The organism is Ramlibacter sp. (genome assembly GCF_028292805.1).
Lineage (GTDB): Bacteria > Pseudomonadota > Gammaproteobacteria > Burkholderiales > Burkholderiaceae_C > Ramlibacter.
On the sequence record NZ_JAQGLS010000309.1, the window covers coordinates 1 to 25,808 of the forward strand.

Consider the following 25,808-nt stretch of genomic DNA (forward strand, 5'->3'; position numbering starts at 1 on the left):
AGCATCGCGAAGCTGCAGGCGCGCCGGCGACTGGCTGCGGCCATCGATGCGACGCGGGCGGCCCACGCATGCGAAGTGCGGCAGCCCGACGATGGCGTCCTCGTCTTCACCAAGAGGGCAGCCGTGCCGGTGGCGGTCAGCGTTGCGGGTGACGAGGTCGAGCACTGGTCGGCGGTCGTCGCGCTGCAGGCCAGTGTGCCGCTGCCCAAGAATCCCGGTGAAGTCGGCAACCTCCCGGCGCGCGTCGGCGCGTTGTTCGCGGCCGAACGGCTCGCCGGCCTGGGCCAGACGATTTCCGACGCGGTGACCGACCTTGTGGCCGAGTACGCCAGCGCGCTTTCGGCGCGGCAACGCAAGGAGCTGCTGGCCGGCCTCAGGGCGTCGCTCGAGAGCGGCCTGCGCCAGCAGGACGTAGTCGCCGATCTCAAGAACATGCTGGTCAGCTCGGTGAGCCAGCTGCTGCGCCGCATCGAGGAAGAGCGCGCCCAGGAACTGGTGCGCCTCAAGGACTACCCGCAGGCCTTCCCCGTCGCCCGCGCGCTGGACCGCACGATCCACTTCCGGCTGGGACCGACCAACTCGGGCAAGACGCACGACGCGCTGGATGCGCTGAAGCAGGCGGCCTCTGGCGTGTACCTGGCGCCGCTGCGGCTGCTGGCCATGGAGGTGCGCGACCGCCTGGTCGCGCATGGCATCCCCTGCAACCTGCTGACCGGCGAAGAGCACGACCTCATGGAAGGGGCGCGCCACACCGCCTGCACGGTGGAGATGATGAACCCCGAGCGCGAGGTCGACGTCGCCGTGGTCGACGAGATCCAGATGCTGCAAGACCCGGCCCGGGGCTGGGCCTGGACGTCGGCGCTGGTCGGGGCGCCGGCGCGCGACGTCTACGTGTGCGGCGCCGACACCGCGCACCAGCGCTGCGTGGAAGTCCTGGACGCGATCGGCGAACGCCACGAGACGGTGATCCTGGAGCGCAAGACGCCGCTGGTGGTAGAAGACACGCCGCTCGACAGCCGCCGCGGGCGCAAGCATGCGGACGCCGGCCTGCAGCCAGGCGACGCGCTGATCGCCTTCTCCCGCAAAGACGTGTTGACGCTGAGCGCGCGTTACCGCGCCCAGGGCCTGTCCGTGGCCACCATCTACGGCGCGCTGGCGCCGGAGGTGCGGCGCACGGAATCGGAGCGCTTTGCCAGCGGCGAGGCCGACATCGTGGTGGCGACCGACGCCATCGGCATGGGCATGAACCTGCCGGTGCAGCGCGTCATCTTCTCGACGGTGCACAAGTTCGACGGGGTGGAGACGCGCCCGCTGAACGCCGCGGAGGTGCAACAGATCGCCGGCCGCGCAGGTCGATTTGGCATGCACGACGAAGGCCGGGTGACGACGCTGGACCGCGACGACCTGCCCCACGTGCGCCGCATGCTCGCCGAGCCGCAGCCGAGGATGCGATCCGCGCTGGCCATCGCCCCCAGCCCATGGCACATCGATTCGCTGGCGCAGCTGCTGGGGACGCGGCAGATCGCGCCGATCCTGGCGTACTTCGCTTCGCGCATCGCCGCCAAAGGCTCGCTGTTCGAGACGGCAGCGCTGGCGGACCAGGTGGGTCTGGCGCGGGTGGTGGACCGCCTGGGCGGCAAGTTGTCGCTGGCCGACAAGTTCACTTTCAGCTGCGCCCCGATCTCGCACGGCAAGGAGAACGAGCTGGCCTACTTCGAGAGCTGCCTGCTCGCCTTCGTCAAGGGACGCACGCTGCTGCTGCCGCGCCTGGAAGGCTGGCTGGACGAGCGCCAGCCCGGGTACCTGGAGGAAGCGGAGTTCCTGAGCAAGGACGTGAGCCTCTACGCCTGGCTCTCGTACAAGTTTCCGCAGGTGTACTGCGACGGCGAAGCGGTGCCGGAGCTACGCGCGCGCCTGAGCCGGTACATCGAGCGCGAACTGCTCCGCCAGAACGGCTTCGGGATGACGGCGAAAGAGGCATTCGACAGCCGGCGTCGGCGGTGACCTAGGATACTCAGGGATCCTTGTGGTCGGTTCGGCAAGCCGATACGTACGATCGGAATCGAAATCCGGGCAGCGCACTGGGATGGTGAACGTTGCGATTCTCGCGCTGCACGGGGCTGAAGAAGAAAAGCTGCCGGCAAGGATGAACCATCGCGGGAAACACAGGACCCGGCGAACCTGCGGTTCAGCGCAAAAGGCTTCGCCAAGAACAGGCAGCGTCTGGGCCTGTCGCAAAAGGACTGCGGCGTGCTGGTCGGCGCGTCCGCTTTCTCCGTCTACAAGTGGGAACAAGGCGAGGTCCGTCCCCGCGCAAGATACCTGGAGGCGATTGCGGCGCTTCGCTCGGTGGGCAAGAAGGAAGCTGCTGCGCGGCTGAACAAGCAGGCCGCATGAGCTGGCGCTCCCGGGCGCTTGTGCGCAGTTGACCCTGCAGGGCCTGTGTTTGATTCAGCCGCAAAGCGCATGAAGGCAGGAAATCACGGGGTCTTCAGTGGTCAGCGGGAACGTCACCTGCCAGGCCGTCGGCCTCAAGCTGGAGTTCCAGCCCCAGGTCTATGACAGGACCTGGCGCAGTCGAGGTTGCAGCGGGCGGTTCGTGTGCTACCGCACCGACGCGCATCGCTCAGTCATGCATGCTGCGCAACATGCACCGATTCCTGGTCACAACCGCGACGCGCTGATCGTCCGGCGCAAGCACAAGGTGGGCTGCGTGTTCGCGGTCCGCCTGCCGCGCCGTACCTTCGTGCAACAGCGGGCAAGCGCCTGAAGTCGCCGCCCTGCCCCCGATTCGATCTTCCACGCCATTGCAGGACACCAACATGCTAGCGCTCGTATACCAAGGCCCGGGCCTCAAGAAACTGGACGACCGCGCCAAGCCGGTCATCCAGGCCCCCACGGATGCCGTCGTCCGGATCACGCGGACCACCATCTGCGGCACCGACCTGCACATCCTCAAGGGTGACGTCGCCAGCTGCAAACCGGGCACCGTCCTGGGCCATGAAGGTGTCGGCATCATCGACAGCGTCGGTGCCGGCGTCACCGCGTTCAAACCGGGCGACCGGGTGCTGATCTCGTGCATCTCCTCGTGCGGCCGCTGCATACCGTGCAGGGAACGCATGTATTCGCACTGCACCACCGGCGGCTGGATCCTGGGCAACACGATCGACGGCACCCAGGCAGAGTTCGTGCGCATTCCTTACGCGGACACCAGCCTGTACCCCATCCCCGAAGGCGCCGACGAAGAAGCGCTGGTGATGCTCAGCGACATCCTGCCCACGGGCTTCGAATGCGGCGTGCTCAACGGCCGGGTGAAGGTCGGCTCCAGCGTGGCGATCATCGGGTCCGGGCCCATCGGCCTGGCCGCGTTGCTCACCGCGCAGTTCTATTCGCCGGCGCAGATCATCATGGTGGACCTGGACGACAACCGGCTCGAAGTCGCCACCCGCTTTGGTGCCACCGCAACGGTGAACAGCGCCACGGGCGATGCCGCGCAGCAGGTGATGCAGCTCACCGGCGGGCGCGGGGTGGACACCGCCATCGAGGCGGTGGGCATTCCCGCCACCTTCAAGATCTGCCAGGACGTCGTCGCCGCCGGTGGCACCATCGCCAACGTCGGCGTGCACGGCTGCAAGGTCGACCTCGAGCTGGAACGGCTCTGGTCGCACAACGTGACGCTCACCACCGGACTGGTGGACACCTTCTCCATCCCGATGCTGCTCAAGACCGTGCAATCCAGGCGCATCGACGCGGCCAAGCTGATCACCCATCGGTTCAAGCTGGCGGACATGCCGGCGGCCTACGACACCTTCGCCAAGGCAGCCGACACCAAGGCGCTGAAAGTGATCATCCAGGCATGAACGACGTGCAGGCGCCACCACACCGGCCGCCCGAGCCGTCGATGACGCACGCCGGGGAGGTGGCCAGGGCCCTGGCCACCGACGTGGTTGCCGGGCTTGCCACGGAGGAGGCCGCGCGCCGCCTGGCGCAGCACGGCCCCAATGTGCTGCGGCCCGCCGCGACCGTCGCCCCCTGGCGGCGGATCCTCTCCCATTTTCAGGACCCGCTGGTCTACCTGCTGCTTGCCGCCATCGGCATCGCCCTCGCAGCCTGGCTGGTCGAGGGGCGGCCGGGCTGGCCGGTCGACGCGATCGTCATCGCGACGGTCGTCCTGCTCAATGGCGCGCTCGGGCACTTTCAGCAGGCCAGGGCCGCCAACGCCGTGGCCGCGCTCGCACGGATGACGCAAGCGACGTCCGCCGTCGTGCGCGATGGCCGCGAGCTCCGGCTGCCGAGCGCAGATCTGGTGCCCGGGGACCTGCTCGTGCTGGGTGAAGGCGACGCCGTCGGAGCCGATGCACGCTTGCTGCAGGCCATGTCGCTGCGCGTGCAGGAAGCATCCCTCACCGGCGAGAGCCAGGCGGTGCTCAAGGATGCGGCGCCACTGGCGCGGCCGGCGGCGCTGGGGGACCAGCTGGGAATGGTGTTCAAGGGGACGGCCGTCGTCCAGGGCGCCGGTCGCGCGGTGGTCACGTCGACCGGCATGGAAACGCAGATCGGCCTCATCGCCCACCTGCTGGAGGCAACCGCGGAAAAGCCGACGCCTCTGCAGCTGGAACTGGCCGGCATCGGGCGCATGCTCGGCGGCGCGGTGGTCGTCATTGCCGTGGTGGTCGTCTCCACCATCCTCCTGCTCTCCGAGATTCGCGGCGCCGCCGACGTCGTCGCCGTGCTGTTGCTCGGAGTCGCGCTGGCCGTGGCGGCGGTCCCGGAAGGACTGCCGGCCATCCTGACGCTGGTGCTGGCGATGGGCGTGCAGCGCATGGCGCGGCACAGCGCCGTCGTCAAGAAGCTTTCGTCGGTGGAGACGCTCGGCTGCGCCTCGGTGATCTGCTCGGACAAGACCGGCACGCTGACGCGCTCGGAGATGACCATCGAACGGGTTGTGACGGCGTCCGGAAGCGTGCGGGTCAGCGGCGTTGGCTACGAGCCGGTCGGGCGCTTCGAATGCGACGGGGTTGCGCTGCAGCCCGGCCCGCTGCACAGCGAGCAGATCGTGGTCCTGAGCGGTGGCAGCCTGGCCAGCAATGCGGACCTGCGGCAGGCAGCGGGGGGCGGGTGGGAAGTCCACGGCGACCCCACGGAAGCGGCCTTCCTGGTGGCCGAGCGCAAGCTCGGTGCCACCGAGCGGCGCCAACAGCGCTTCCAGCGCATCGGGGAGCTGCCTTTCACCTCCGAGCGCAAGATGATGTCGACCATCGTGGTCGACCGTGAACACGACGGACAGGTCGTCGTGATCGTCAAGGGCGCGCCCGATGTGCTGCTGGAGCGATGCACCCGGGTGCGGGTGGGCATGGAGACGGTGGAACTGGACGCCACGCGGCGGGCGGCGGTTCTGCGGGACGTCGACGCCTTGTCCGACGCCGCGCTGCGCACCCTGGCCGTGGCCTACCGGCCGCTGGCGCCAGACGAGAGCCCGGCGGCCGTGCCGGCCCTGGAGCGCGACCTGGTGTTCGTCGGCACCGTGGGCATCATCGATCCGCCGCGCGAGGAAGCTGCCATCGCCATCGGCGAGGCCCGCCAGGCCGGCATCCGCATCGTCATGATCACGGGCGACCATCCCCGCACCGCGGCGCGCATCGCCGCGGACCTGGGCATCGTCGCGCCGGGCGCCGCGGCATTGACCGGGCTCGAACTCGACGCCCTGGCCGAGCCGGCGTTCCGGGAGGCCGTGCGGAGCACTTCGGTGTTCGCGCGGGTCGCGCCCCAGCACAAGCTGCGGATCGTCCACGCACTGCAGGCCGACGGCAACGTGGTGGCGATGACGGGCGACGGCGTCAACGACGCGCCGGCGCTCAAGGCTGCGGATATCGGTGTCGCCATGGGCGTGACGGGCACCGAAGTCACCAAGGAGGCGGCCCGGATGATCCTGGCCGACGACAACTTCGCGACCATCGTGCGGGCCGTGCGCGAAGGCCGCGGCATCCTCGACAACATCCGCAAGTTCCTGCGCTACCTGCTGTCGTCCAACATGGGCGAAGTTCTGACGGTGTTCCTGGGCGTTGTCGGCGCCGGCGTGATCGGCCTGCAAGGCGCGGACGGCACGGTGATCCTGCCCCTGCTGGCCACCCAGCTGCTCTGGATCAACCTGATCACGGATTCCGGGCCGGCCCTTGCCATGGGTGTCGACCCCGTGCGCGGCGATCTGATGACGCGGCCGCCGCGCCGCCCGGACGAGCGCCTGATCGACGGGCGCATGTGGGCCAGCGTCGTCCAGACCGGCATGGTGACGGCGCTGGTCACCTTGCTCACGATCGATCTGTTCCTGCCGGGTGGGTTGATCGCGGGCGACCAGGACCTGGCCACCGCCCGCACCGCAGGTTTCACCGTGCTCGTCGCAGCCAGCCTGTTCACCTGCCTCACGGCGCGTTCGGAAACGGCCAGCGCATTCGCGTCCTTGTTCGACAATCGATGGCTGTGGGCGGCAATGGCAGTGTCCGCCCTGCTGCAGGTGGCTGTTGTCCACCTGCCGGTCCTCAACCTGGCTTTCGGCACCACGCCGCTTCAGCCGGCCCAGTGGGCGGTCTGCGCCGCCATGGGCAGCGTGGTGCTCTGGTACAGCGAGCTGCGCAAGCTCCTCACCCGCGCCTGCGCCACACGCGCATTCCAGGAGAGGTTCTCATGGGTTGGCTGACGTGGGGGAGCGCCGCGTTCCTGGCGCTGGTGGCCTTGGCCGGCGGCGCCGGCTGGACGGAGGGCACCCGAAGCCTGCGGGCCGGGCTGGAGGCAGGCCATCTGCCGCCAGGCCCCCTTCGCGATGACGCCAGCGAAGTCGAGGGCCTGCCGGAGCCCGTCCGGCGCTTCTTTCGCGCCGTGCTCACCGACGGCCAGTTCCTCGTGTCCGCGCACTCGGTCGAACAGGTCGGCACCATCAACATGAGCGCGTCGGGGCCGCAGTGGAAGCCCTTCAGCAGCGGATCGTCACGCGCCGCCCCGGCTCGACTGGGACGCACGGATCATGATGCCGTCCGGCGTGCCCGTGCGGATCCATGACGGCTGCGGCGCGGGATCCTGCCGGTCTGCGCGCGAGCCGCGCGACTGCGCGCGGATGCGGTTCTGGGCAAGGGCCTGCCGCCGTGCCCGCTGGAGTCCATCCGCCCACCGACCCTGGTCATCAGCGCTCGCGACGACGGCTTTGGCACCTATGCGAGCGCCCAGTACAGCGCCAGCCGCATCGCGGGCGCGAAGTTCGTCGGCTGCGAGCGGGGCGGCCACCTTTGGGTTGGGCATGGCGAAGACGTGCACGCCAGGATCGTCCAGCTGCTCCGTACCCTGCCCGCGTCCGGTGATGGGCCCGGCCTTGAGGTAGCGCAATCCCCCCCACGCGGTTCCGACCGATAGTTCGCCAACCGAAGGCCCTGCCCATGCAAGCTGCAATTCCACTGCCCCTCCCCGTGCCGACGCCCCGTGCGTCGGGTGGGATCGTCAAGCGCGCGGGCTTGTTCGTTGCGCTCGCCGCCTTGCTGTGCGTGCTGGCGATGCCGGCGCCGGCCGGGCTGCCTGCCGCCGGGCAGGTCATGCTGGCCGTTCTTGCTTTCGCCGTGATCGTGTGGATGACTGAAGCCCTGGACTACGCGGTGAGCGCCGTGGCCATCGGTGCGCTGATGATCTTCCTGCTGGCCTTTGCGCCCGACGCGGCCAGGCCCGCAGGGCCCGACATGGGAACCGCTGCCGCACTGGGGCTCGCGTTGGGCGGGTTTTCCAACAGCGCGGTGGCGCTGGTTGCGGCAGCTTGCTTCATCGCCGCGGCCATGACGGCGACCGGGCTCGACCGCCGGATCGCCTTGCTGGTTCTCTCCAGGGTGGACGCGGGGACCAACCACATCGTGGTCGGCGCCATGGTCGTGGGCTTTCTGCTGTCCTTCATCGTGCCGAGCACCACCGCGCGCGTGGCCTGCCTCGTGCCCATCATGATGGGCTTCATCCTGGCCTTCAAGGTGGACAAGCGCAGCCGCTTCGCGGGGCTGCTGGTGATCACGGCGGCGCAGACGGCCAGCGTCTGGAACGTAGGCATCAAGACGGCGGCGGCGCAGAACATGGTGGCCATCGGCTTCATCGAAAAGCAGCTGCAGGCGACGATCACCTGGAGCGAATGGTTCATCGCGGGCGCGCCGTTTTCCGCGCTTCTGAGCGTTGCCGTCTACTTCATCATGACCCGGATGATGAAGCCGGAAATGGCGGAGATCGCCGGCGGCCGGGCCGCCATCCGCCGCCAGCTCGATGCCCTGGGCAGGATGTCGGTGCGCGAATGGAAGTTGCTGGGCATCGTGCTGGTGCTGCTCGGTTTCTGGGCTTCCGAGAAGGTGCTGCACGACTTTGACACCTCCTCCACCACGATCGCGGCCATCGCGCTGATGCTGGTGCCCCGCCTGGGAGTGATGGACTGGAAGGAATCGCAGACAGGCTTCCCGTGGGGTACCGTGGTGCTGTTCGCCATCGGCATCAGCATCGGCACCGCCTTGCTCAAGACCAATGCGGCGCCCTGGCTGGCCGGGTTGATCGTGCAGGGCCTGGGCCTGCAGCAAGCCAGTGCCTTCGCCATCCTGATGCTGCTGTCGCTGTTCCTGATCGTGATCCACCTCGGCTTCGCAAGCGCCACGGCACTCGCGTCGGCCATGATCCCGATCATCCTGAGCGTGCTCACCACCGTCCAGACGCCCGGCATCAACGTGATCGGCATGACCATGCTGCTGCAGTTCGTGGTGAGCTTCGGCTTCATCCTGCCGGTGAATGCGCCGCAGAACATGATCGCCTACGGGACGGACACGTTCGATGCCCGGGACTTCGTGCGCACCGGCCTGGCGATCACCGGCGCCGCCGCGGTGCTGCTGGTGGTGTTTTCGCTGACCTACTGGTCGTGGATGGGATACCTGAGCCGCGGCGGGTGACCCGGACCCACGGTGCAGCTGCCCCGCCCGAGAGTCCGGGCCCTGACCCGGACCGCCCGGATGCCGGCGCCCGGGCTCGGTGGTGGCGACCGATGCCGACCCGCTGCGGGGCGTCATTGTCCGTGCGCCAACGGACAGACAGGGGCGCGGGTGCTGGCGTCCACTCCTGGCTGCGATCGGGCAGGCCGGCGGCAGCTCGCCGCCGGCGTTCATCCCGGAATCGGCTTTCCCCCCCGAGAGGCATGCATGGAGGCGAATTCCCTTTTGTCCGACGCTGAATCGGCTCCCGCTCGCGAGTCGCCTTTCGCGGGAGCCCCAGGTCGTTCGTTTGCCGGGTTCCTGGAAGCCGCGCCCGACGCCGTCGTCATCCTGGACGAAGACGGCCTGATCGTGCGCGTGAACGGCCAGACCGAGAGGCTGTTCGGCTATCTGCGCGAGGAGCTGGCTGGCCGGCGTGTCGAGATGCTGATGCCGGCCCGCTTTCGTCACGCGCACGTGGGCAAGCGTCTGGCCTATGCCATGGAGCCCGTCGCGCGCTCCATGGGCCGGGGCCTGGAGCTGTTCGGACAACGCAAGGACGGCAGCGAGTTCCCGATCGACGTGTCCCTGAGCGCATTGCTGCCGGAGGCGGGGCCGCTGGTGGCCAGCACCATCCGCGACATGACCGCGCAGCGCGGTCTGGAGGCGGATCTTCGCCTTCGGACCCTGCAACTGGAGCAAGCCGACCTCCAGAAGGATCAGTTCCTGGCGGCCCTGGCGCACGAATTTCGCTCGCCGCTTGCCGTGCTGACCAACCTGGAGGCGATCCTTCGCTCGGCCGGCGTCTCGCCCGAAACCCAACTGCGCGCCGTGGCGGCGCTGGGGCGGCAGACCGCGCACATGACGCGCTTGACCGAGGACCTCCTTGACGTGTCGCGCGTGCGGCGCGGCGAGGTCACGCTTCGACGCGAGGCCGTGGACCTGCGGACGGTTTTCCTCAAGGCGGTGGAGTTGGGGCAGCCGATCATCCAGGCCCGCAAGCACCGGCTGGAAGTCGCGCCGTTCCAGCAAGCGATCTGGGTCAACGGCGACGGCACACGGCTGGTGCAGGTCGTCGCCAACCTGCTGAACAACGCGGCCAAGTACACGCCCATCTGCGGGACCATCCACCTTTCTGCCGTGCGCGAGGACCACGTTGCCGCGATCCGCGTGCGCGACAACGGCATCGGCATTCCCGCCGACATGCTGGCCCGCGTGTTCGACCTGTTCGTCCAGGTGACCCGCCAGGGGGAAGGGGGCGCGGAAGGTCTTGGTCTTGGGCTGACCCTCGTGCGACGGCTGGTCGAGCTGCACGGGGGCATGGTCGCAGCCGCCAGCGAAGGCCTCGGCAAGGGAAGCGAATTCCTGGTCCGGCTTCCCACCATGCAGCAGCCGGCGGTGGCACACGTCGCGTGAACGCGTGAGCGTTCGCCGCCTCGAACGACTGCTCGCGCCGCGCCCGGTCGCCGTGCCTGCCGCGATCTTCCGAAGGTGGCGGCAGCGACAGGGCACAGCGCTGCGACCCATGCAGCTCGTTGTTCCGCGGCGCAGCCGGTCGGCGGCCTGCCGACTTGAGGCCTGCCGCTACCACTCCACCAGGCTGAACCCCACGCTGAGCACCGTGCGCTTGCGGTTGTAGTCCAGCAGGCTGTCGCCGAAGCCGGTGAACAGCTGCGTGTGCAGCTGCAGGCCGCCGCTGTCGGGTCCGAGCGCGCGCAGCCACTCCAGCCGCACCGAGCCGCGGCCCGGGCTGCGCAACGAGTGGCGTGCGGTCGCCACGAACACGTTGTCGGGGTTGGCTTGCCAGCTGCCGCGGACCTCGGCGCGGCCGATGTAGTTGCTGATGCCCGGGTTGTCGTCGTCGACCGCGTCTTCCGGCAGCCGGTGCCAGGCGCGCGCCAGCAGCTGGAACGGGCCCCGCTCGGCGCCGGCCATGGCGTAGACGCGGTTCCAGCTGCGCGAGTACGGCAGCGACTGGCCGTTGGACTGGTGCACCAGCCCGACGCCGCCATGGCGCAGCCGCCAGGCGCCTTCCTTGGGGCCTTGCAGCGGCACCACGTAGATCACCTCCGGCTCATGGTCGGTGCTGCGGAACGGGCGCGACAGCTGCGGGTTGAACAGCTGCCAGTACGACTGTTGGGTGTAGCCGACCCAGAGCGAGTCGCTGCCTTGCGGCGACAGCGGCCGGATCAGTCCTTGCGCCACCTTGGTGCGCACCGACAGCTGCAGCCGGGTCTCGGTGTGGCGGTAGTCGGCGGGGAGCGGCGCGTTGTTGAGCGGGTTGCCCGAGCTGGGCTGGCGGTTCATCGCGTTGGCCGTCACCAGCGCCAGCGTCAGCGGCCGGTAGCCGCGGATGCTGAAGAGGCCGCAGTCGGCCCCGGGCTCGAGCTCCCAGTAGCGCGACAGCGACGAATAGTTGGTGTCGTGGCAACCGTCCAGCGTGGTCATGCGCAGGTTGCGCCAGGGCCCGGTGACCACCCCCGGCGGCACCGGCGCTGGCAGCACTGCGCTGGCGTCGCCCGCAATGGGCGCGGGCAGCGACAACGCGGAGGCGGGCGGCGCCCGCTCGCCGCGCTGGTCCTCGGCCCAGCGGTCAAAGCAGGCCAGGCGGTCGGCCGCTTGGCCCATGGAGGAGCAGGCTTGCCAGCCGGCGTCCTGCGCGGCGGCGGCCAGGGAGAGCAAGGCGCTGGCGGCCAGGAGCCTGGAGAAGATTGGGCGAACGGACATCGCGAAATGGTAGCGCCCCCGCGCGCTTCTACTGCTTGCGCAACACGAAGTTGCGCGGCGTGACGTCGCCCTCGGCCTGCCAGCTGCCGCGGATCTCGCGGCCGCAGGAGCCTTCCACCACGTCGCCCAGCCAGAGCGCGGAAAGGCGCTTGCCGTCGTCGGATTCCCGCAGCGCGAGCTCGCCGCCTTGCAGGTCGCCGGCCAGCACGCCGCGCTCGCCGTTGCGGTTGATCGCGCCGCGAAAGCTTCCTTCGTCCTCCGGATGGGGCTCGATCAGCAGCGTGGCGCCTTGCCACAGTCCCTGGAACTCGGCGCGCCAGAGCCCCAGCATCTGCGGCAAACCGGTCTGGGCCGGCAGCGGGCAGGGTGCAGGCGCCTGCACCTGCGCCATGGCCGCCGCCGCGCCGGCCAGCAGCGCGCCCAGCCACAGCGCCTTCATGGCGCGTTGGCCGCGGCGGCGGCGGCCGCCGAGTCGGCGCTTTTCTTGGCGAACTCGGCCCGCAGCGCCTTGAGCTTTTCGCGCGGGTCTTCGCGCGTGGTGACCTTGTCCAGCGCCATCTCGGCGATGAAGCGGCTCGGCTGCGCCACCACCAGCTCGCGGCCCTTCTTGCGCTTTTTGCTCCAGCTCACCGCCAGCGTGCGCTGGGCCCGCGTGATGCCCACGTACATCAGCCGCCGTTCCTCCTGCAGCCGCGCGGTGAAGGCCTCGCTGACCGGCTTGCCGTCCGCGTCCTCGGGCTTGAACGGCAGCATGCCCTCGACGCAGCCGGCCAGGATCACGTGCGGCCACTCCAGCCCCTTGGCCGCATGCAGCGTCGACAGCGTGACCACGTTCTGGTCCTTTTCGCGCTCGCTGATGGTGGACAGCAGGGCGATGGTCTGCGCCACTTCCAGCAAGTTCTTGCGCTCGCTCGATTGCGCCACGCCGGCGGCGTCGTCGATCTCGCCGCCGCAGCGCTTGGACATCCAGTCGATGAAGTCCAGCACGTTGGTCCAGCGCGCCGCCGCCACCTTCTCGTTGTCCTCGCCGTCGTACAGGTGCTTTTCGTAGCCGATCTCTTTCAGCCACTCCAGCAGGAACGCCTTGGCGGCTTCGGCGCCCAGCGTGTGGCGGGCGCGGAACTCCAGGTCGTTCACGTAACGGCCGAACTCGTGCAGGCTGCCGACGGCGCGCGCGGCCAGCACGCTGCCCAGCGACGAGGAGAACAGCGCCTCGAACAGGCTGAGCTTGTACTTGCCGGCGAACACGCCCAGGCTGCCCAGCGTCTGGTGGCCGATGCCACGCTTGGGCGTGGTCACGCAGCGCAGGAAGGCCGGGTCGTCATCGTTGTTCACCCACAGCCGCAGCCAGGCGCACAGGTCGCGGATCTCGGCGCGGTCGAAAAAACTCTGGCCGCCGGACACCTTGTACGGGATCGCCGCCTTGCGCAGCGCCTGCTCGAACACGCGAGCCTGGTGGTTGGCGCGGTACAGCACCGCGAAATCCTTCCACTCCTGCGCCAGTCCGTTGGCGCGGGTCGACTGGATGCGCGCCACCATGCGCTCGCCTTCGTGCTCTTCGCTGTCGCAGTCGACCACGCGCACCGGCTCGCCTTCGCCCAGCTCGGAGAACAGGGTCTTGGGAAACAGCTTGGGATTGGGCTGGATGACGTTGTTGGCAGCCCGCAGGATGGCGCTGGTGGAGCGGTAGTTCTGCTCCAGCTTGATCACCTTGAGTGCCGGGTAGTCGACCGGCAGCTTGCGCAGGTTGTCCAGCGTGGCGCCGCGCCAGCCGTAGATCGACTGGTCGTCGTCGCCCACCGCGGTGAAGCGGCCGCGCTCGCCCACCAGCAGCTTGAGCAGCTCGTACTGGGTGGCGTTGGTGTCCTGGTATTCGTCCACCAGCACGTGGCCCACCATCTTCTGCCACTTGGCCCGCACCTGGGGGAAGTCGCGCAGCAGCTTGAGCGGCATGCCGATCAGGTCGTCGAAGTCGACGCTCTGGTAGGCCGTCAGGCGCTCCTCGTAGCGCGCCATGATCTTGGCGATCATCTGCTCGTCGCCGTCCTTGGCCTGCGCCGCCGCCTCGGCCGCATTCAGGCCGGCGTTCTTCCAGCCGCTGATGGTCCACTGCCAGGTGCGCGCGGTGGCCGCATCGGTGGTGCCGCCGGCGTCTTTCAGGATGCCGGTGACGTCGTCGGTGTCGAGGATGGAGAACTGCTGCTTGAGGCCCAGCACACTGCCGTCCTGCCGCATCATCCGCACGCCCAGCGCATGGAAGGTGCAGATCAGCACCTTCCTGGCGTCGCGGCCCACCAGCTGCTTGGCGCGCTCGCGCATTTCGGCGGCGGCCTTGTTGGTGAAGGTGATGGCGGCGATGCGCTCGGCTTCGAGCCCGGCCTGGATCAGGCGGCCGATCTTGTGCGTGATGACGCGCGTCTTGCCGGAGCCGGCGCCGGCCAGGACCAGGCATGGGCCATGCAGGTAGTTGACGGCTTCTTGCTGGGCGAGGTTCAGTCCGGCGGACATCGGGGAGGCGGGGAGGGTACTGCGGCGGTGCGGGAGCGGCAAATCATACCGGGCGCACCCGCCGGTGGCGGACCGGCCGGGGGATGCAAGGACAATACGCGCGGTGCTTGACATCCTGCTGATCACATTCCCGTTTTTCGCCCTGGTGCTGGCGGGCTACCTGGCGGCTCGCCGCCGCATGCTGCCCCTTGAGGCCATTGGCGGGCTCAACACCTTCGTGCTGTTCTTCGCGCTGCCCTGCATGCTGTACCGCTTCGGCGCCAGCACGCCGATCGCGCAGTTGCTGGACCCGGCCGCGGTCCTGACCTGGGCGCTGTGCGCGCTGCTGGTGGTCGCCGGCACGATCAAGCTCACGCTGAATGCGCGCATCCGCTGGAACGACGCCGCGTTCGGCGCGCTGGTGGCGGCCTTTCCCAACACCGGCTTCATGGGCGTGCCGCTGCTGGTGGCGCTGCTCGGGGCCAGGGCCGCGGGCCCGGCCATCCTCACCATCCTGATCGACCTGCTGGTCACCAGCTCGGTGTGCATCGCGCTGTCGCGGCTGGACGGCGCCGACGAACACGGCGCCGCGCAAGCGGGCAAGAAGGCGCTCAAGGGCGTGGCGCTGAACCCGATGCCGTGGGCCATCGTGCTGGGCGGGCTGTCGTCGGCGCTGGGCGTGCAGCCGGTGGCGCCGGTCATGGACACCATCGCCTTGCTGGCGGACGCGGCCTCGCCGGTGGCCTTGTTCACCATCGGCGCGGTGCTGGCGCGCTCGCAATCCGCGGCGGCGGGCGAAGACCACGGGAGGATGCCGGCCGCCGACTTCGTGCCGCCGGCGCTGATCAAGCTGCTGGTGCATCCGCTGCTGGTTTGGGGCGTGGGCACGGCGGCGCGCGCGGCCGGCCTGCCGCTGGACCCGTTCACGCTGACGGTGATGGTGCTGGTGGCGGCGCTGCCCAGCGCCAGCAACGTGTCGCTGCTGGCCGAGCGCTTCGGCGCGGACAACGGCCGCATCGCGCGCATCATCCTGCTGACGACGGCGGCGGCGTTCCTGACCTTCTCGGGAGCCGTCGCGCTGTTGAAACAGGGATGAACATGCACGAAATCGCAACCGAGATCCGGATCGACGCCTCCGCCCAGCGGGTGTGGGACGAACTGGTGGACTTCGCGTCGCATCCGGACTGGAACCCGTTCATCCGCGAAATCAGCGGCGTGCCGCAGGTGGGCCAGCAGCTGAAGATCCTGGTCCAGCCAGCCGGCGGCAAGGGCATGCGCTTCCAGCCCATGGTGCTCGCGGCCACGCCGGGGCAGGAGCTGCGCTGGCGCGGCCGCTGGCTGGTGCCCGGCCTGTTCGACGGCGAGCACTACTTTCGCATCACCGCCACCGGCGCCGGCACCACGCAGTTCGTGCACGGCGAGAAATTCTCCGGCGTGCTGGTGCCGCTGGCGCGCAAGAGCCTGGATGGCGCCACCCGCGCCGGCTTCGAAGCCATGAACCAGGCCCTGAAGACCAGGGCCGAGCGGCCGGCTCGCGTTACTGGTTGATCAGCAGCTGCACGATCAGGCCGGTGGCGACGGCCATCAGCACGTAGTCGCTGCCCACCTGCACCCACTGGTGGCCGTGCGGCGGCTGGCTCAGGCGGTGCCCGCGCCAGTCGTCCACCCGGTAAGTCCGGTTGCGATATTCCTGCGGCACGTGGCGGCCGCGGCGCCAGTCGTTGCCGCGCGCGGTGTAGTCGTAAGGATGGCTGCGGTCGGCACGCTGGTCGCCCCGGTCGTCGCCGCGGCCATCGCGGCCGTTGCCGTCATTGCGCCCGTCGGGGCGGCCGTTGCCTGGCCGGTTCTCGTTGCGCTGTTGCGCCTGCCGGCCGTCGCCGCGGTCGCTGCGGCCGTCGCGCGCCTGGGCAAGCGACATCGAGCCGATGCTCATGGTGACGGCTGCAACGAGGCAGGCAATGGCTCTGGTTTTCATGGGATCCCTTGGGGGAGGTGAAGTCCCATCATGCGCCGCGGGCAGCGCGGCCCCGTGAAGGCAGCGCGAAGTCCGATGCGAAATGTGCGGCGCGGGGTTCGCTATATTTGCCGGAACGCCCCTGCCGGGCCGGGGATCCTTTCATGCATGCCGCAACTGCTCCTGGTGACGACCTGCCACCTTTGCCCGCCACGCCCGTGGGCCGCTACCGTCACTACAAGGGCGGCGAGTACGAAGTGATTGGCGTGGCGCGCCACAGCGAGACGCTCGAGCCGCTGGTGGTCTACCGCCCGCTCTACAACGCGACCGGCATGTGGGTGCGGCCGCACGCCATGTTCTTCGGCCAGCTGCAGGTGGACGGCCAACTGCTGCAGAGGTTCACTTTGCTCCCCGGCCGCTAGAGCCGAAACTGCAGAGCTTCGACTGCAAAGTTGCGCGATCCGATGGCGGCTTCGTGAGGTTTTCACGCGGCGTGACGTAGGACGGGAGGAACTACGAGTGTAGGACGGGTCATACATGCATGCCAGCAAACGAAAACTCGTCCGCACGCCGTTCCCACGGTGCCGCCTCTTTCATGCGGGTTCGCACGGTGCGGCCGGATGGCCTGCGCGGCCTGGGCCTGCTGGCGCTCGCCTGCGTCGCGGCAGGCGTGACGGGAACCACGTCGCAAGGTGCACCGGCGGCCCAGTTGGTGCACGCTCCGCTCCAGGCCGAACAGCTGGCGGCCGAGACGACGCTGCCCGGCAAGGTGGTTGCGGTCATGCCGGCTGCAGCTGAAGTGGCGCCCGCGCCCGGCGCGGCGGCCATCGCCATCTTCCCGATCCTGGCCGACGCCGAAGCCAGCGACGAGTACTACGGGCAGCTGCGCGCGCAGCTGCGCTGGAAGGAAGTGCGCGTGGGCGCCCGCAAGATGGCCACGCCCGATGCGCGCTCGCGCCTGCTGCTGGCGAAGTCCGCCGCCGAGGTCGCCGAGCTCGGTGAGGTAGGCCTGGATTTTCGCGACGTCTACGGCGTGATCAACGCCGAGACCACCTGGGTGCCCCGCAGCGGCATGGGCAAGAACGGCGTGGCCAGCATCGGGTTGGCCCAGTTCGAGCCGGCCACTGCCAAGGCCGTCGGCCTGCGCAACCCGAACGATGCGGTGGAAGCGGTGCACGCCGCCGCCGTGCTGCTCAAGGAAGCGGCCAACTGGAGCCGCCGCCGCATCGCCAGCCTGGACCTGAGCCCGGAGATGCGCGCGGTCAAGCTGCGCGAAGGCGTGTCGATCTACTACAACCTCTCGAGCCGGGCGCGCCGGGGCTGGAGCGGCGTCAACACCCACCAGCTGCCGCTGGAGACGCGACGCCACATCCGCAACGTGCGGGTGGGGGCGCAGCAGGCCGGGATGATCTACGCGCGCATGGGCGGCACCGGCGTGCCGCAGATGGCGCTGGTCAGCTATGTGCCGCCGCCGGTCGAAGCCGCGCCGGTGCAGCGCGTCGCCGTGCAGCAGGCCCAGGCCAAGGCCCAGCCCAGCCCGGCGCGCAAGCAGGCGGTGCCCACGCCGGCCGTCCGGCCCGTCATCGTCGCCGATCGCGCCGGCCGCAAGACCTGGGTGCTGCCGCAAGGCAGCATCGCCTGGTCCGGCCCCGGCAACGGCTGATCCTCAGGCGCGAACCAGCGCGCTGTAGGCGCTGCGGGTGCCGGGCAGCACCGCGGCCACCACCTGTTCGTACGAGGTCTTGTGGCGCGCCAGCATGCGCGCCGAGGCGATGAAGCGCGACTTGCAGAACCAGTGGCAGGTGTGCTGCAGCAGGAACAGTTCGGCCGACACCGTGAAGGCGCGCTCGGACGCCGGCAGTGCGTCCTGGTCGGTGACGGCGGCGCGGATGCCGGCCGCATGGACCGCGAGTGCCTGCCGCATGTCGAAGGTCGCCGCGTGCAGCCTGGTCGCGAACGGCAGGTGGATCGGCAGCTTGCTCACGCGCGCCGGCTCCTTTTCGCCGCGTTCGAAGTCGGCCGCCAGCCGCGCCACCTGGCCGCACAGGTCCTGCTCGGTGGAGCGCAGCAGCTGGAAGATCTGCTCGCGGCGCTGCGGATCGGCCTCGCCGAGGGCGCGCAGGTAGCCGTCGGTCAGCGTCTCCATGTGCTTTTCGATCTGATAGCGCGACAGGTAGCCGGCCAGCAACCCGATGCGCTGGCGCTGTTCCCGCGCGCGCAGGACCCAGGCGAAGGCGACCGCCACGGCCGTGATGAAAATGATGTCCATGTCGGCCCCACCATACAGCAGCCGGCCCTGGCCGCTAGAGCACCGGCGCCAGCAGGGCGGCCAACCGCTCTTGCAGCTTCTCCACCAGCGGCCGGTTTTCCCAGGCCTGCCGGGTGATGCGCCTGCTGCGCGCCAGGTCGTCCTCGAACACCTTCGTCATGCGGGCCGCGAAGTCGCGGTCGTACACGTTCAGGTTGGCCTCGTCGTTCAGGTGGAACGAGCGCGGGTCGAAGTTGGTCGAGCCGACCGAGGTCAGCACGCCGTCCACGATCATGATCTTGCAGTGGTACATGGTGGGCTGGTACTCGTGGATCTGCACGCCGGCATCGAGCAGCTCGCCCCACAGCGCCCGCGAGGCCCGCCGCACCGCCTTCTGGTCCATGTGGCGGCCTGGCGTGATGATGCGCACCTTGACCCCGCGCCCCAGCGCCGCCACCAGCGCCACGCGCGCCATCTCGTCGGGCACGAAGTAGGCGCTGGACAGGTCGATGGTTTTCGCCGCCGCCGTGATCGCCATCAGGTACATCACCTGCATGCTGTCGCTGCCGGCGCTGGGCGAGCTGGAGAACATCTGCGCGTGCTGGCTGCCCACCGGCTGCAGTTGCGGGAAGTAGTCCGGCCCGTGCAGGATGTAGCCGGTGGTCTTGCTCCAGTTGGACAGCATCACGCTCTGCATCTGCGCCACCACCGGGCCTTCGACCCGGAAGTGCGAGTCGCGCCAGTGCTGCGCGTCCTGCGCGTGGCCGGTCCAGGGCGTGGCGATGCCGACGCCGCCGGTGAAGCCGATACGGCCGTCGACGATCAGCAGCTTGCGGTGGGTGCGGTTGTTGATGCGGCCCAGGTTGGACCACCGCAGCGGGTGGAACATGTGCACGTCCACGCCGGCGCCATTCATCTGCTCCAGCATCCTGTCTTCCACCTTGATGCTGCCCACCCAGTCCAGCAGCACGTGCACCTTGACGCCAGCGCGGGCGCGCTCGGACAAGGCGTCGGCGAACTGGTCGCCGATCTCGCCCGACCAGTAGATGAAGGTCTCGAACAGCACCGTCTTTTTTGCTGCGCGGATCGCCTCCAGCATCGCGGGAAAGATCCGGTCGCCGTTGACCAGCTCGGTGACCTGGTTGCCGCGCACGATGTCGGGGCCCAGCAGCATCCCCATCGAGCGATAGAACTGGGGATCGTCCACCGGGTACAGGTGGGCGATCTCGTGCGAGACGCGCCGCTCGCCGGCGCTCAGGTTCACGTAGACCAGGGCGACGATGAGGGCGACAACGACACTAACAACGATCAGCATCCGGTCCAGTCGGAGTGGCAAGGAGACCGATGCTACTCAAGCGCGGGCCGGCCGGGGGCGATCGGCGGCTACCAGCTGTCGATCGCCTGTGCGGCCGGCAGCGGCGCCACGCGCGCGCAGGCCAGGCCCCGACATGCTGGTGGTCGGCACGGGGCATTGCTTGTTCCCGGGGTGCCCCCGCGGTCATTGCCTCCACCGTCTCGGCACCGACCCTCCCTCCACCCGGCTCCCGCGGCATACAGGCAGTCCTTGACGCGAGCCGCGACCGCGACCGGCGCCCGCACCTCGTGCTCCATCTTCATCGCTTCCGGGATCACCGCGATGTCGCCGGCTGGCACCGCCGCGCCGGGCGCGACCAGCCATTGCACGGCCTGGGCTTGCAGGAGAGAGCGCATTGCGTCATGGCTGGCCTCGCTGGAAAGCCACCTGGAGCCATCGCACCCGCTGCAGCAGGCGATCCGCCGCGACGCGGCGGCGGCGGTCGGCCTGGACGCGTGCGACCTGAAAACTGGCATCGACGGCTGCTCGGCCCCAACTACGCCATGCCTTTGTCGGCGCTGGCGCGCGGCTTCGCCCGGCTGGCCAGCGGCGGGCGCGATGCGCAGTTCGGCGAGAACTTCGCGGCGCTGGCCGATGCGATGACGGCGCACCCCGAGCTGGTGTCGGGCACCGGCCGCAACGATGCCGACTTCATGCGCTGCGGCCGCGGCGACCGGGTCACCAAGGTCGGCGCCGACGGCGTGCAGGTGGTCGCCAGCCGCAGCCGCAGCCGCGGCCAGGCGCTGGCGCTCAAAGTCAGCGACGGCGGCAAGCTGGCCTTGTACGCCGCCACGGTGGCGGCACTGGACCAGCTCGGCTGGGTGGACCAGGAACAGCGCGATGCCCTGCGGCCATGGCGCCGGGAAACCATCGTCTCGGTCAAGGGGGCGCCGGTCGGCGCGCGGCGGGCTGCGCTGCGCCTGGCCTGAGACGGCGCATTCGCCTGCGCCGCCCAAGGCCGAGTTGCCTCAGAATGGGGCAAGCCGGGCCCCGGCCAGGAGAACCACGCATGAACACTGTCAGCCTCATCGGTGCCCCCACTGACGTCGGCGCCAGTGTGCGCGGCGCCGGCATGGGGCCGGACGCATTGCGCGTGGCCGGGCTGGCCGAAGCCCTGCGCGCCAACCACGTCCAGGTGCTGGATCGCGGCAACCTGTCCGGGCCGCCCAATCCCTGGGCGCCGGCGGCGGGCGGCATCCGCCACCTGCCGGAGGTGGTGGCATGGAACCGCGCCGTGTTCGACAGCGTGGCGAACGAACTGTCCCTGGGCAACGTGCCGCTGCTGATGGGAGGCGACCACTGCCTGGCGATCGGCTCCGTCAGTGCGGTGGCGCGCCATTGCCGCAGGCTGGGCCGCAAGCTGCGGGTGATCTGGCTGGATGCCCACACCGACATCAACACCGAGGCGATCAGCCCGAGCGGCAATATCCACGGCATGCCGGTGGCCTGCCTGCTGGGCCACGGGCCGGCCGAGCTGGTCGGCTGGAGCGGCGAGCCCGCCGCGCTCGCGCCGGCCGACATCGAGTTCATCGGCATCCGCAGCGTCGATGCCGACGAGAAGCAGGCGATCCGGGCGCTGGGCCTGCAGGTGTTCGACATGCGGCACATCGACGAGCACGGCATGCGCTACACCATGACCGAGGTGCTGCAGGACCTGGACCCCGACACCCACCTGCACGTGAGCTTCGACCTCGACTGCCTGGATCCGATGGAGGCCCCTGGCGTGGGCACCGGCGTGCGCGGCGGGCCGACCTATCGCGAGATGCAGTTGTGCATGGAGATGATCGCCGACAGCGGGCGGCTGGCCTCGCTCGACGTGGTCGAGATCAATCCGGCGCTGGACGTGCGCAACCGGACGGCGGAACTGGCGGTCGAGTTCGTGCAAAGCCTGTTTGGCGCCTCGACCCTTGCGCGCTGACAATCCCCCCGTGCACAACCCGACCATGACCGAGCCGCCGCCCGCCCGGGAAGCGCAGCGGCTGGCGGCGCTGGCCGGCCTCGGCGTGCTGGACACGCCGCCCGAGGCGCTGTTCGACAGCCTGGCGCGCACCGCGGCCGCGCTGTGCGGCACGCCCATCGCCCTGGTCACGCTGCTCGATCAGAGCCGCGAGTGGATCAAGGCCAATGTCGGCTTGCCGGGGCTGGCCGAGCTGGGGCGCGCCGACGGGCCCGGGTGGGCCGTGCTGCAGTCGGGCGATCTGGTCGAGATCGTCGATGCGGCCCCCGGCTCGGGCAAGCTGCGGGCAAGCTTCTATGCCGGAGCGCCGCTGCGCAGCGCCGACGGCCACGTGCTCGGCGTGCTGTGCGTGATCGACACCGCGCCGCACGCTGGCCTGGCACCGTCCCAGCGCGAGGGCCTGCGGCAGCTGGCCGGCGCCGTGGTGCACGCGCTGGGCCTGCGGCAGGAGGCGCACCGCACCTCGCAGTCGTCCAGCGAGCGCATGTTCCGCGAGCTGTCCGAGTCCTGCCCGGTCGGCATCTTCCAGTCCGACGCCCAGGGCCGGTGCACCTACACCAACCCGCAAGCGCAGGAGATCATCGGCCTGAACTTCGAAGACTCGCTCGGTGACGGCTGGATCCAGGTCGTCCACCCCGAGGAGCGCGAGATGGCCGCCGCCACCTGGAGGCAGATCGCGGCCACCGGCGCGCCGTTCGACCATTCGTTCCGGCTGCTGCGGCGCGACGGCAGCCGGCGTTATGTGTGGGTCCGCGGCCGCGCCATCGGGCTGACCGACGGCTCCTGCGGCGGCTACGTCGGCTCCTTCGTCGACGTCACGGAAGAGGTGGTGAACCAGCACGACCTGGAGGCGGCCAACGAGTTCCTGGCCCGCGCCGAGGAGATCGCCGGCGTCGGCAGCTGGCGCCGCGATCTGCGCACCCGCGACCTGTACTGGACGCGGCAGACGCGCCGTATCTTCGAGCTGCCCGACGACTACGAACCGCGCGGCGACGAGCATCGCCGATTTTTCTCGACCGAGGTGCAGCAGCAGATCCGCCACACCGCCCAGGCCAGCCTGCGCGGCGGCACGCCCTGGGACGTGACGCTGCCCATGACCACCGCCGGCGGGCGCCAGATCTGGGTCCGATCCATCGGCCACATGGAAAAGAAGGACGACAAGCTGGTCGGTATGGTCGGCGTGCTGCAGGACGTCACGGAGAGCCGCGCCGCGCGCGCGGCGCTGCAGCAAAGCCAGGAGCAGTTGCACCGCGCCCTGGACGGCTCCGGGCTGGCGCTGTGGGACCTGCACGTGGAGGAGGAGACGCTCTACCTGTCGGAGGCCTGGTCGGTGATGCTGGGCGGCCGGCCGGTGGAGACCCATTGCAGCGCGCGCGAACTGATGAACCTGGTGCCCGCCGAAGACCTGCCCAAGATCGGGGCCGCGCTCGACCTGGTGCTCAGTGGCCGCTCGCCGCGCTACCTGGTGGAGCATCGCGTGCGCCGGCACGACGGCGGCATGCTGTGGGTCCACAGCGAGGGTCGGGTCGCCGAACGCGACGTGATCGGCCTGCCGCTGCGCATGGTGGGTACCAACCGCGATATCACGCAAGGCAAGCTGGCCGAGCAGGAACTGCGCGTGGCGCGCGACGCCGCCGAGGCGGCCAATCGCGCCAAAAGCCATTTCCTGGCGACCATGAGCCACGAGATCCGCACTCCGCTCAACGGCATCATCGGCATGACGCGCTTGCTGCTGGACGAGGCGCTGCCGCTGGTGGCGCGCGGCCACGCCCAGCTGATCGACCGCAGCGCGCATTCCCTGCTGTCGCTGGTCAACGACATCCTGGACGTCTCCAAGATCGAGGCTGGCCAGATGGAGATCGAGGACGTGCCGTTCGACCTGCACGAGCTGCTGGAGGAACTGGGCAACCTGTACCGCCTGCGGGCGACCGAAAAGAGCCTGTTGTTCCGGATGCGGATCGACCCGCGGGTGCCGCAGCATGTGCAAGGCGACCCGACCCGGGTGCGCCAGGTGCTGTTGAACCTGCTGGGCAACGCCTTGAAGTTCACCTCGTCGGGCTGGATCGGCCTGGACGCCAAGCCGGCGGAAAACGGCGACAGCCGGCTCGCGTTCAGCGTGGTCGACACCGGCATCGGCATGCCCGAGCAGGTCCAGGCGCAGCTGTTCACGCCCTTCATGCAGGCCGACAGTTCCACCTCGCGCCGCTTCGGCGGTACCGGCCTGGGGCTGTCCATCGTGCGCCAGCTGGTCGACCTGATGGGCGGCACGGTGGCGGTGCGCAGCGCGCCCGACAAAGGCTCGCGCTTTACCGTGCAGTTGCCGGTGCGGGCGGCGGCAGCCGCGGCGATGCCGTCGACCTGGCAGGAGTTGCCGCGGCCGGCCCAGGCCACGCGGGTGCTGGTGGCCGAGGACAACACCACCAACCAGGTGGTGGCCTTCGGCATGCTGCACAAGCTGGGTTACGACCACGTCAGCCTGGCCAACAACGGGCGCGAGGCGGTGGACATGGCGCTGGACGAGGAGTTCGCCGTGATCCTGATGGATTGCCAGATGCCGGAGATGGACGGCTACGAAGCCACCCGCCGGCTGCGGGCCGCCGGCGCCAGGGTGCCGATCATTGCCATGACCGCCAACGCCATCAAGGGCGACCGCGAACGCTGCATCGAGGCGGGGATGAACGACTACCTGACCAAGCCGATGGACCTCAAGGGGCTGGGGACGGTGCTGGCGCGCTGGCTGCAGTCGCCCGCGGCGGCGCCGGCGGGCCCGGCCCAGCTGCCGGTGTTCGCGCAGGCCACGATGCGCGAACGCTTCGGCGGCGACGAGGAGCTCGAGCAGGTGGCGCTGGCATCGTTCCAGCAGACCACGCCCGGCCTGCTGGCCAGGCTGCGGAGCGCGCTGGAGGCCCGCGACCGGCCGGCGGTCGGCTTGCTGGCCCATTCGGCCAAGGGCGCCGGCAGCATGATCTGCGCGCAGCGCTATGCGGCCATCGCGGCGGCGCTGGAGGAGCGCGCCGCCACGGCGCAGCCGGACGAGCTGCAGCGACTGGAGCGGGAACTGCGCCTGGCCTTCGACGAGTTCACCGTCACGCTGCAACAGGCCGGCTGACGGCCGGCCACGGCTTCAGTCGAAGATTTCGCTGAGCCAGGACTTGCGCTTGCGGTAACCACCGGAGTGCGAGCGGCCGAAGTCGGAATCGACGAAGTCCGGACGGCGCGGCTGCGGCTGCGCGTGCGGCTGCTGCGGCACGGCCGCGGCCGCGACCGGCGTCGCCGAGTCGGTGGAACGCTCGATCAGCTTGTCGAGTTCACCGCGATCGAGCCAGACGCCGCGGCATTGCGGGCAGTAGTCGATCTCGATGCCTTGCCGCTCCGACATCACCAGGGTGGCTTCGGCGCAATGGGGACACTTCATGGGGCTCTTTCGGGTTGTGGATTGGGTTGGAGCCGGTTGCGGCGCAAAAGTTTGCTCGATCCGCCGTCGACATTGTCCGACAGCCGCATTCGCGCGTCCCCGGCCGCAGCCGTCGCGCGGGCGGGCCAGCATGGCGCGTCATCCCCGGGAACAAAGTCAATGAACGACCGCAACCACCACGAAGTCCTCTGGAGCCTGATCAAGGACCAGCGCTTTGCCATGCTGGCGCACCGCCACACCGATGGCTCGCTGCACTCCCACCCGCTGACGACGCAGAACCAGGAGCTGGGCGCCGACGGCTGCCTGTACTTCTTCGTCTCGCGCAAGACCGAGGTGGGCCAGCGGCTGCAGCAGGACGGCAACGTCAACCTGGCCTATGCCAACCCGTCCAGGGACACCTGGGTCTCCGTCACCGGCAAGGCCGTCGTGCGCGAAGACATGGCCAAGAAAGAGGAGCTGTTCAACACCTTCGCCAAGGCCTGGTTCCCGGGCGGTCCGCAGGATCCCGAGCTGGAGCTGGTCGAAGTGCGGATCGACCAGGCCGAGTACTGGAGCGTCAAAGACAACAAGCTGCTGCAGCTGCTCAAGATGGGAACGGCCGCGGTCAGCGGGAATCGCCCCGACCTGGGCGAGCACGAGGAAGTGTCTTTCAGGAAAGGCTAGAACTCTTCCCACTGGCCGGCGGCGGCGCGGGGCGCGG

23 protein-coding genes and 1 pseudogene are annotated in these 25,808 nt (G+C 69.6%); 16 read left to right on the top strand and 8 right to left on the bottom strand.

All coding sequences use genetic code 11. The features are described 5' to 3' along the window. The 8 genes from JWP65_RS18855 to JWP65_RS18890 all read left to right on the top strand — a co-directional run. The coding region (locus JWP65_RS18855) for a helicase-related protein (RefSeq protein WP_299766534.1) at positions 1-2,004 on the top strand (2,004 nt) is incomplete at its 5' end. A 219-nt stretch (positions 2,005-2,223) separates the two neighbouring features. Further along, a complete protein-coding gene (locus JWP65_RS18860) occupies positions 2,224-2,397 on the top strand; it encodes a hypothetical protein (RefSeq protein ID WP_299766576.1) in 174 nt (57 codons plus the stop codon). A gap of 97 nt (positions 2,398-2,494) precedes the next feature. Further along, positions 2,495-2,770 carry a hypothetical protein gene (locus JWP65_RS18865; RefSeq protein ID WP_299766536.1) on the top strand — a complete coding sequence of 92 codons (276 nt, stop codon included), beginning with the start codon at positions 2,495-2,497 and terminating at the stop codon, positions 2,768-2,770. Between the two features lie 52 nt (positions 2,771-2,822). Further along, positions 2,823-3,860, top strand: coding sequence for a zinc-dependent alcohol dehydrogenase family protein (locus tag JWP65_RS18870; RefSeq protein ID WP_299766538.1), 1,038 nt, complete (start codon positions 2,823-2,825; stop codon positions 3,858-3,860). Further along, complete coding sequence (locus tag JWP65_RS18875; protein WP_299766540.1) at positions 3,857-6,694, top strand: cation-translocating P-type ATPase; 2,838 nt, start codon at positions 3,857-3,859, stop codon at positions 6,692-6,694. The genes JWP65_RS18870 and JWP65_RS18875 overlap by 4 nt, the downstream gene beginning before the upstream one ends. Then, positions 6,682-7,053, top strand: a complete 372-nt coding sequence (locus JWP65_RS18880; RefSeq protein ID WP_299766542.1) for a DUF6544 family protein — start codon at positions 6,682-6,684, stop codon at positions 7,051-7,053. The genes JWP65_RS18875 and JWP65_RS18880 overlap by 13 nt, the downstream gene beginning before the upstream one ends. 371 nt (positions 7,054-7,424) lie before the next feature. Next, complete coding sequence (locus JWP65_RS18885; RefSeq protein ID WP_299766544.1) at positions 7,425-8,948, top strand: DASS family sodium-coupled anion symporter; 1,524 nt, start codon at positions 7,425-7,427, stop codon at positions 8,946-8,948. A 246-nt stretch (positions 8,949-9,194) separates the two neighbouring features. Further along, positions 9,195-10,382 carry a HAMP domain-containing sensor histidine kinase gene (locus tag JWP65_RS18890; protein WP_299766546.1) on the top strand — a complete coding sequence of 396 codons (1,188 nt, stop codon included), beginning with the start codon at positions 9,195-9,197 and terminating at the stop codon, positions 10,380-10,382. Between the two features lie 168 nt (positions 10,383-10,550). Here the strand turns inward: JWP65_RS18890 and JWP65_RS18895 are convergent, their stop codons facing one another. From JWP65_RS18895 to JWP65_RS18905, 3 genes are read right to left on the bottom strand one after another with little or no spacing between them, the layout of a single operon-like run. Then, entirely contained in the window at positions 10,551-11,693 is a 1,143-nt protein-coding gene (locus JWP65_RS18895; RefSeq protein WP_299766548.1) for a phospholipase A, read from the bottom strand. A 28-nt stretch (positions 11,694-11,721) separates the two neighbouring features. Further along, on the bottom strand, positions 11,722-12,132 hold the full coding sequence (locus tag JWP65_RS18900; protein WP_299766550.1) for a hypothetical protein: 411 nt from the start codon (positions 12,130-12,132) through the stop codon (positions 11,722-11,724). Next, the gene (locus JWP65_RS18905; RefSeq protein ID WP_299766552.1) at positions 12,129-14,201 is read right to left on the bottom strand and encodes an ATP-dependent helicase; all 2,073 of its coding nucleotides are present in this window, start codon (positions 14,199-14,201) and stop codon (positions 12,129-12,131) included. Before JWP65_RS18905 ends, JWP65_RS18900 begins: the two co-directional genes overlap by 4 nt. 103 nt (positions 14,202-14,304) lie before the next feature. On the opposite strand from JWP65_RS18905, the gene JWP65_RS18910 reads away from it, so the two are divergent. Next, entirely contained in the window at positions 14,305-15,276 is a 972-nt protein-coding gene (locus JWP65_RS18910; protein ID WP_299766554.1) for an AEC family transporter, read from the top strand. Between the two features lie 2 nt (positions 15,277-15,278). Beyond that, the gene (locus tag JWP65_RS18915; protein ID WP_299766556.1) at positions 15,279-15,728 is read left to right on the top strand and encodes an SRPBCC domain-containing protein; all 450 of its coding nucleotides are present in this window, start codon (positions 15,279-15,281) and stop codon (positions 15,726-15,728) included. Here JWP65_RS18915 and JWP65_RS18920 read toward each other — a convergent pair. Next, a complete protein-coding gene (locus JWP65_RS18920; RefSeq protein WP_299766558.1) occupies positions 15,718-16,155 on the bottom strand; it encodes an RcnB family protein in 438 nt (145 codons plus the stop codon). The two genes, JWP65_RS18915 and JWP65_RS18920, sit on opposite strands and share 11 nt — an antisense overlap. A 143-nt stretch (positions 16,156-16,298) precedes the next feature. On the opposite strand from JWP65_RS18920, the gene JWP65_RS18925 reads away from it, so the two are divergent. Further along, entirely contained in the window at positions 16,299-16,556 is a 258-nt protein-coding gene (locus JWP65_RS18925) for a DUF1653 domain-containing protein (protein WP_299766560.1), read from the top strand. A gap of 173 nt (positions 16,557-16,729) precedes the next feature. Beyond that, positions 16,730-17,797: a hypothetical protein gene (locus JWP65_RS18930; protein ID WP_299766562.1), complete on the top strand. Its 1,068-nt coding sequence runs from the start codon at positions 16,730-16,732 to the stop codon at positions 17,795-17,797. A gap of 3 nt (positions 17,798-17,800) precedes the next feature. Here the strand turns inward: JWP65_RS18930 and JWP65_RS18935 are convergent, their stop codons facing one another. The 3 genes from JWP65_RS18935 to JWP65_RS18945 form a co-directional block, all read right to left on the bottom strand. After that, positions 17,801-18,403 carry a hypothetical protein gene (locus tag JWP65_RS18935; RefSeq protein WP_299766564.1) on the bottom strand — a complete coding sequence of 201 codons (603 nt, stop codon included), beginning with the start codon at positions 18,401-18,403 and terminating at the stop codon, positions 17,801-17,803. Positions 18,404-18,437: 34 nt separating this feature from the next. Beyond that, positions 18,438-19,697, bottom strand: a complete 1,260-nt coding sequence (gene cls / locus JWP65_RS18940; RefSeq protein ID WP_299766578.1) for a cardiolipin synthase — start codon at positions 19,695-19,697, stop codon at positions 18,438-18,440. A 68-nt stretch (positions 19,698-19,765) separates the two neighbouring features. Then, positions 19,766-20,092 carry an acetyl-CoA carboxylase biotin carboxyl carrier protein subunit gene (locus tag JWP65_RS18945; protein WP_299766566.1) on the bottom strand — a complete coding sequence of 109 codons (327 nt, stop codon included), beginning with the start codon at positions 20,090-20,092 and terminating at the stop codon, positions 19,766-19,768. Between JWP65_RS18945 and JWP65_RS18950 the strand changes: the two are divergent. From JWP65_RS18950 to JWP65_RS18960, 3 genes and pseudogenes are all read left to right on the top strand, one after another. Continuing rightward, positions 20,019-20,665: pseudogene (locus JWP65_RS18950) on the top strand (asparaginase). The gene JWP65_RS18945 and the pseudogene JWP65_RS18950 sit on opposite strands and share 74 nt — an antisense overlap. Before the next feature lie 80 nt (positions 20,666-20,745). Beyond that, positions 20,746-21,654: an arginase gene (gene rocF, locus JWP65_RS18955; protein WP_299766568.1), complete on the top strand. Its 909-nt coding sequence runs from the start codon at positions 20,746-20,748 to the stop codon at positions 21,652-21,654. 10 nt (positions 21,655-21,664) lie between these two features. Next, on the top strand, positions 21,665-24,802 hold the full coding sequence (locus JWP65_RS18960; protein ID WP_299766570.1) for a PAS domain-containing protein: 3,138 nt from the start codon (positions 21,665-21,667) through the stop codon (positions 24,800-24,802). A gap of 15 nt (positions 24,803-24,817) precedes the next feature. Here JWP65_RS18960 and JWP65_RS18965 read toward each other — a convergent pair whose 3' ends face one another. Next, positions 24,818-25,108, bottom strand: a complete 291-nt coding sequence (locus tag JWP65_RS18965) for a zf-TFIIB domain-containing protein (protein WP_299766572.1) — start codon at positions 25,106-25,108, stop codon at positions 24,818-24,820. A gap of 159 nt (positions 25,109-25,267) precedes the next feature. On the opposite strand from JWP65_RS18965, the gene JWP65_RS18970 reads away from it, so the two are divergent. Further along, positions 25,268-25,771 carry a pyridoxamine 5'-phosphate oxidase family protein gene (locus JWP65_RS18970; RefSeq protein WP_299766574.1) on the top strand — a complete coding sequence of 168 codons (504 nt, stop codon included), beginning with the start codon at positions 25,268-25,270 and terminating at the stop codon, positions 25,769-25,771. Positions 25,772-25,808: the final 37 nt, after the last annotated feature.

Coding starts and splice junctions, on each gene's coding strand:
- JWP65_RS18915 (WP_299766556.1), top strand. CDS start 15,279: ATGCACGAAATCGCAACCGAGATCCGGATCGACGCCTCCGCCCAGCGG.
- JWP65_RS18875 (WP_299766540.1), top strand. CDS start 3,857: ATGAACGACGTGCAGGCGCCACCACACCGGCCGCCCGAGCCGTCGATG.
- JWP65_RS18935 (WP_299766564.1), bottom strand. CDS start 18,403: ATGGACATCATTTTCATCACGGCCGTGGCGGTCGCCTTCGCCTGGGTC.
- JWP65_RS18965 (WP_299766572.1), bottom strand. CDS start 25,108: ATGAAGTGTCCCCATTGCGCCGAAGCCACCCTGGTGATGTCGGAGCGG.
- JWP65_RS18890 (WP_299766546.1), top strand. CDS start 9,195: ATGGAGGCGAATTCCCTTTTGTCCGACGCTGAATCGGCTCCCGCTCGC.
- JWP65_RS18920 (WP_299766558.1), bottom strand. CDS start 16,155: ATGAAAACCAGAGCCATTGCCTGCCTCGTTGCAGCCGTCACCATGAGC.
- JWP65_RS18870 (WP_299766538.1), top strand. CDS start 2,823: ATGCTAGCGCTCGTATACCAAGGCCCGGGCCTCAAGAAACTGGACGAC.
- JWP65_RS18970 (WP_299766574.1), top strand. CDS start 25,268: ATGAACGACCGCAACCACCACGAAGTCCTCTGGAGCCTGATCAAGGAC.
- JWP65_RS18905 (WP_299766552.1), bottom strand. CDS start 14,201: ATGTCCGCCGGACTGAACCTCGCCCAGCAAGAAGCCGTCAACTACCTG.
- JWP65_RS18900 (WP_299766550.1), bottom strand. CDS start 12,132: ATGAAGGCGCTGTGGCTGGGCGCGCTGCTGGCCGGCGCGGCGGCGGCC.
- JWP65_RS18930 (WP_299766562.1), top strand. CDS start 16,730: ATGCGGGTTCGCACGGTGCGGCCGGATGGCCTGCGCGGCCTGGGCCTG.
- JWP65_RS18895 (WP_299766548.1), bottom strand. CDS start 11,693: ATGTCCGTTCGCCCAATCTTCTCCAGGCTCCTGGCCGCCAGCGCCTTG.
- rocF (WP_299766568.1), top strand. CDS start 20,746: ATGAACACTGTCAGCCTCATCGGTGCCCCCACTGACGTCGGCGCCAGT.
- JWP65_RS18945 (WP_299766566.1), bottom strand. CDS start 20,092: ATGCGCTCTCTCCTGCAAGCCCAGGCCGTGCAATGGCTGGTCGCGCCC.
- cls (WP_299766578.1), bottom strand. CDS start 19,697: ATGCTGATCGTTGTTAGTGTCGTTGTCGCCCTCATCGTCGCCCTGGTC.
- JWP65_RS18880 (WP_299766542.1), top strand. CDS start 6,682: ATGGGTTGGCTGACGTGGGGGAGCGCCGCGTTCCTGGCGCTGGTGGCC.
- JWP65_RS18885 (WP_299766544.1), top strand. CDS start 7,425: ATGCAAGCTGCAATTCCACTGCCCCTCCCCGTGCCGACGCCCCGTGCG.
- JWP65_RS18925 (WP_299766560.1), top strand. CDS start 16,299: ATGCATGCCGCAACTGCTCCTGGTGACGACCTGCCACCTTTGCCCGCC.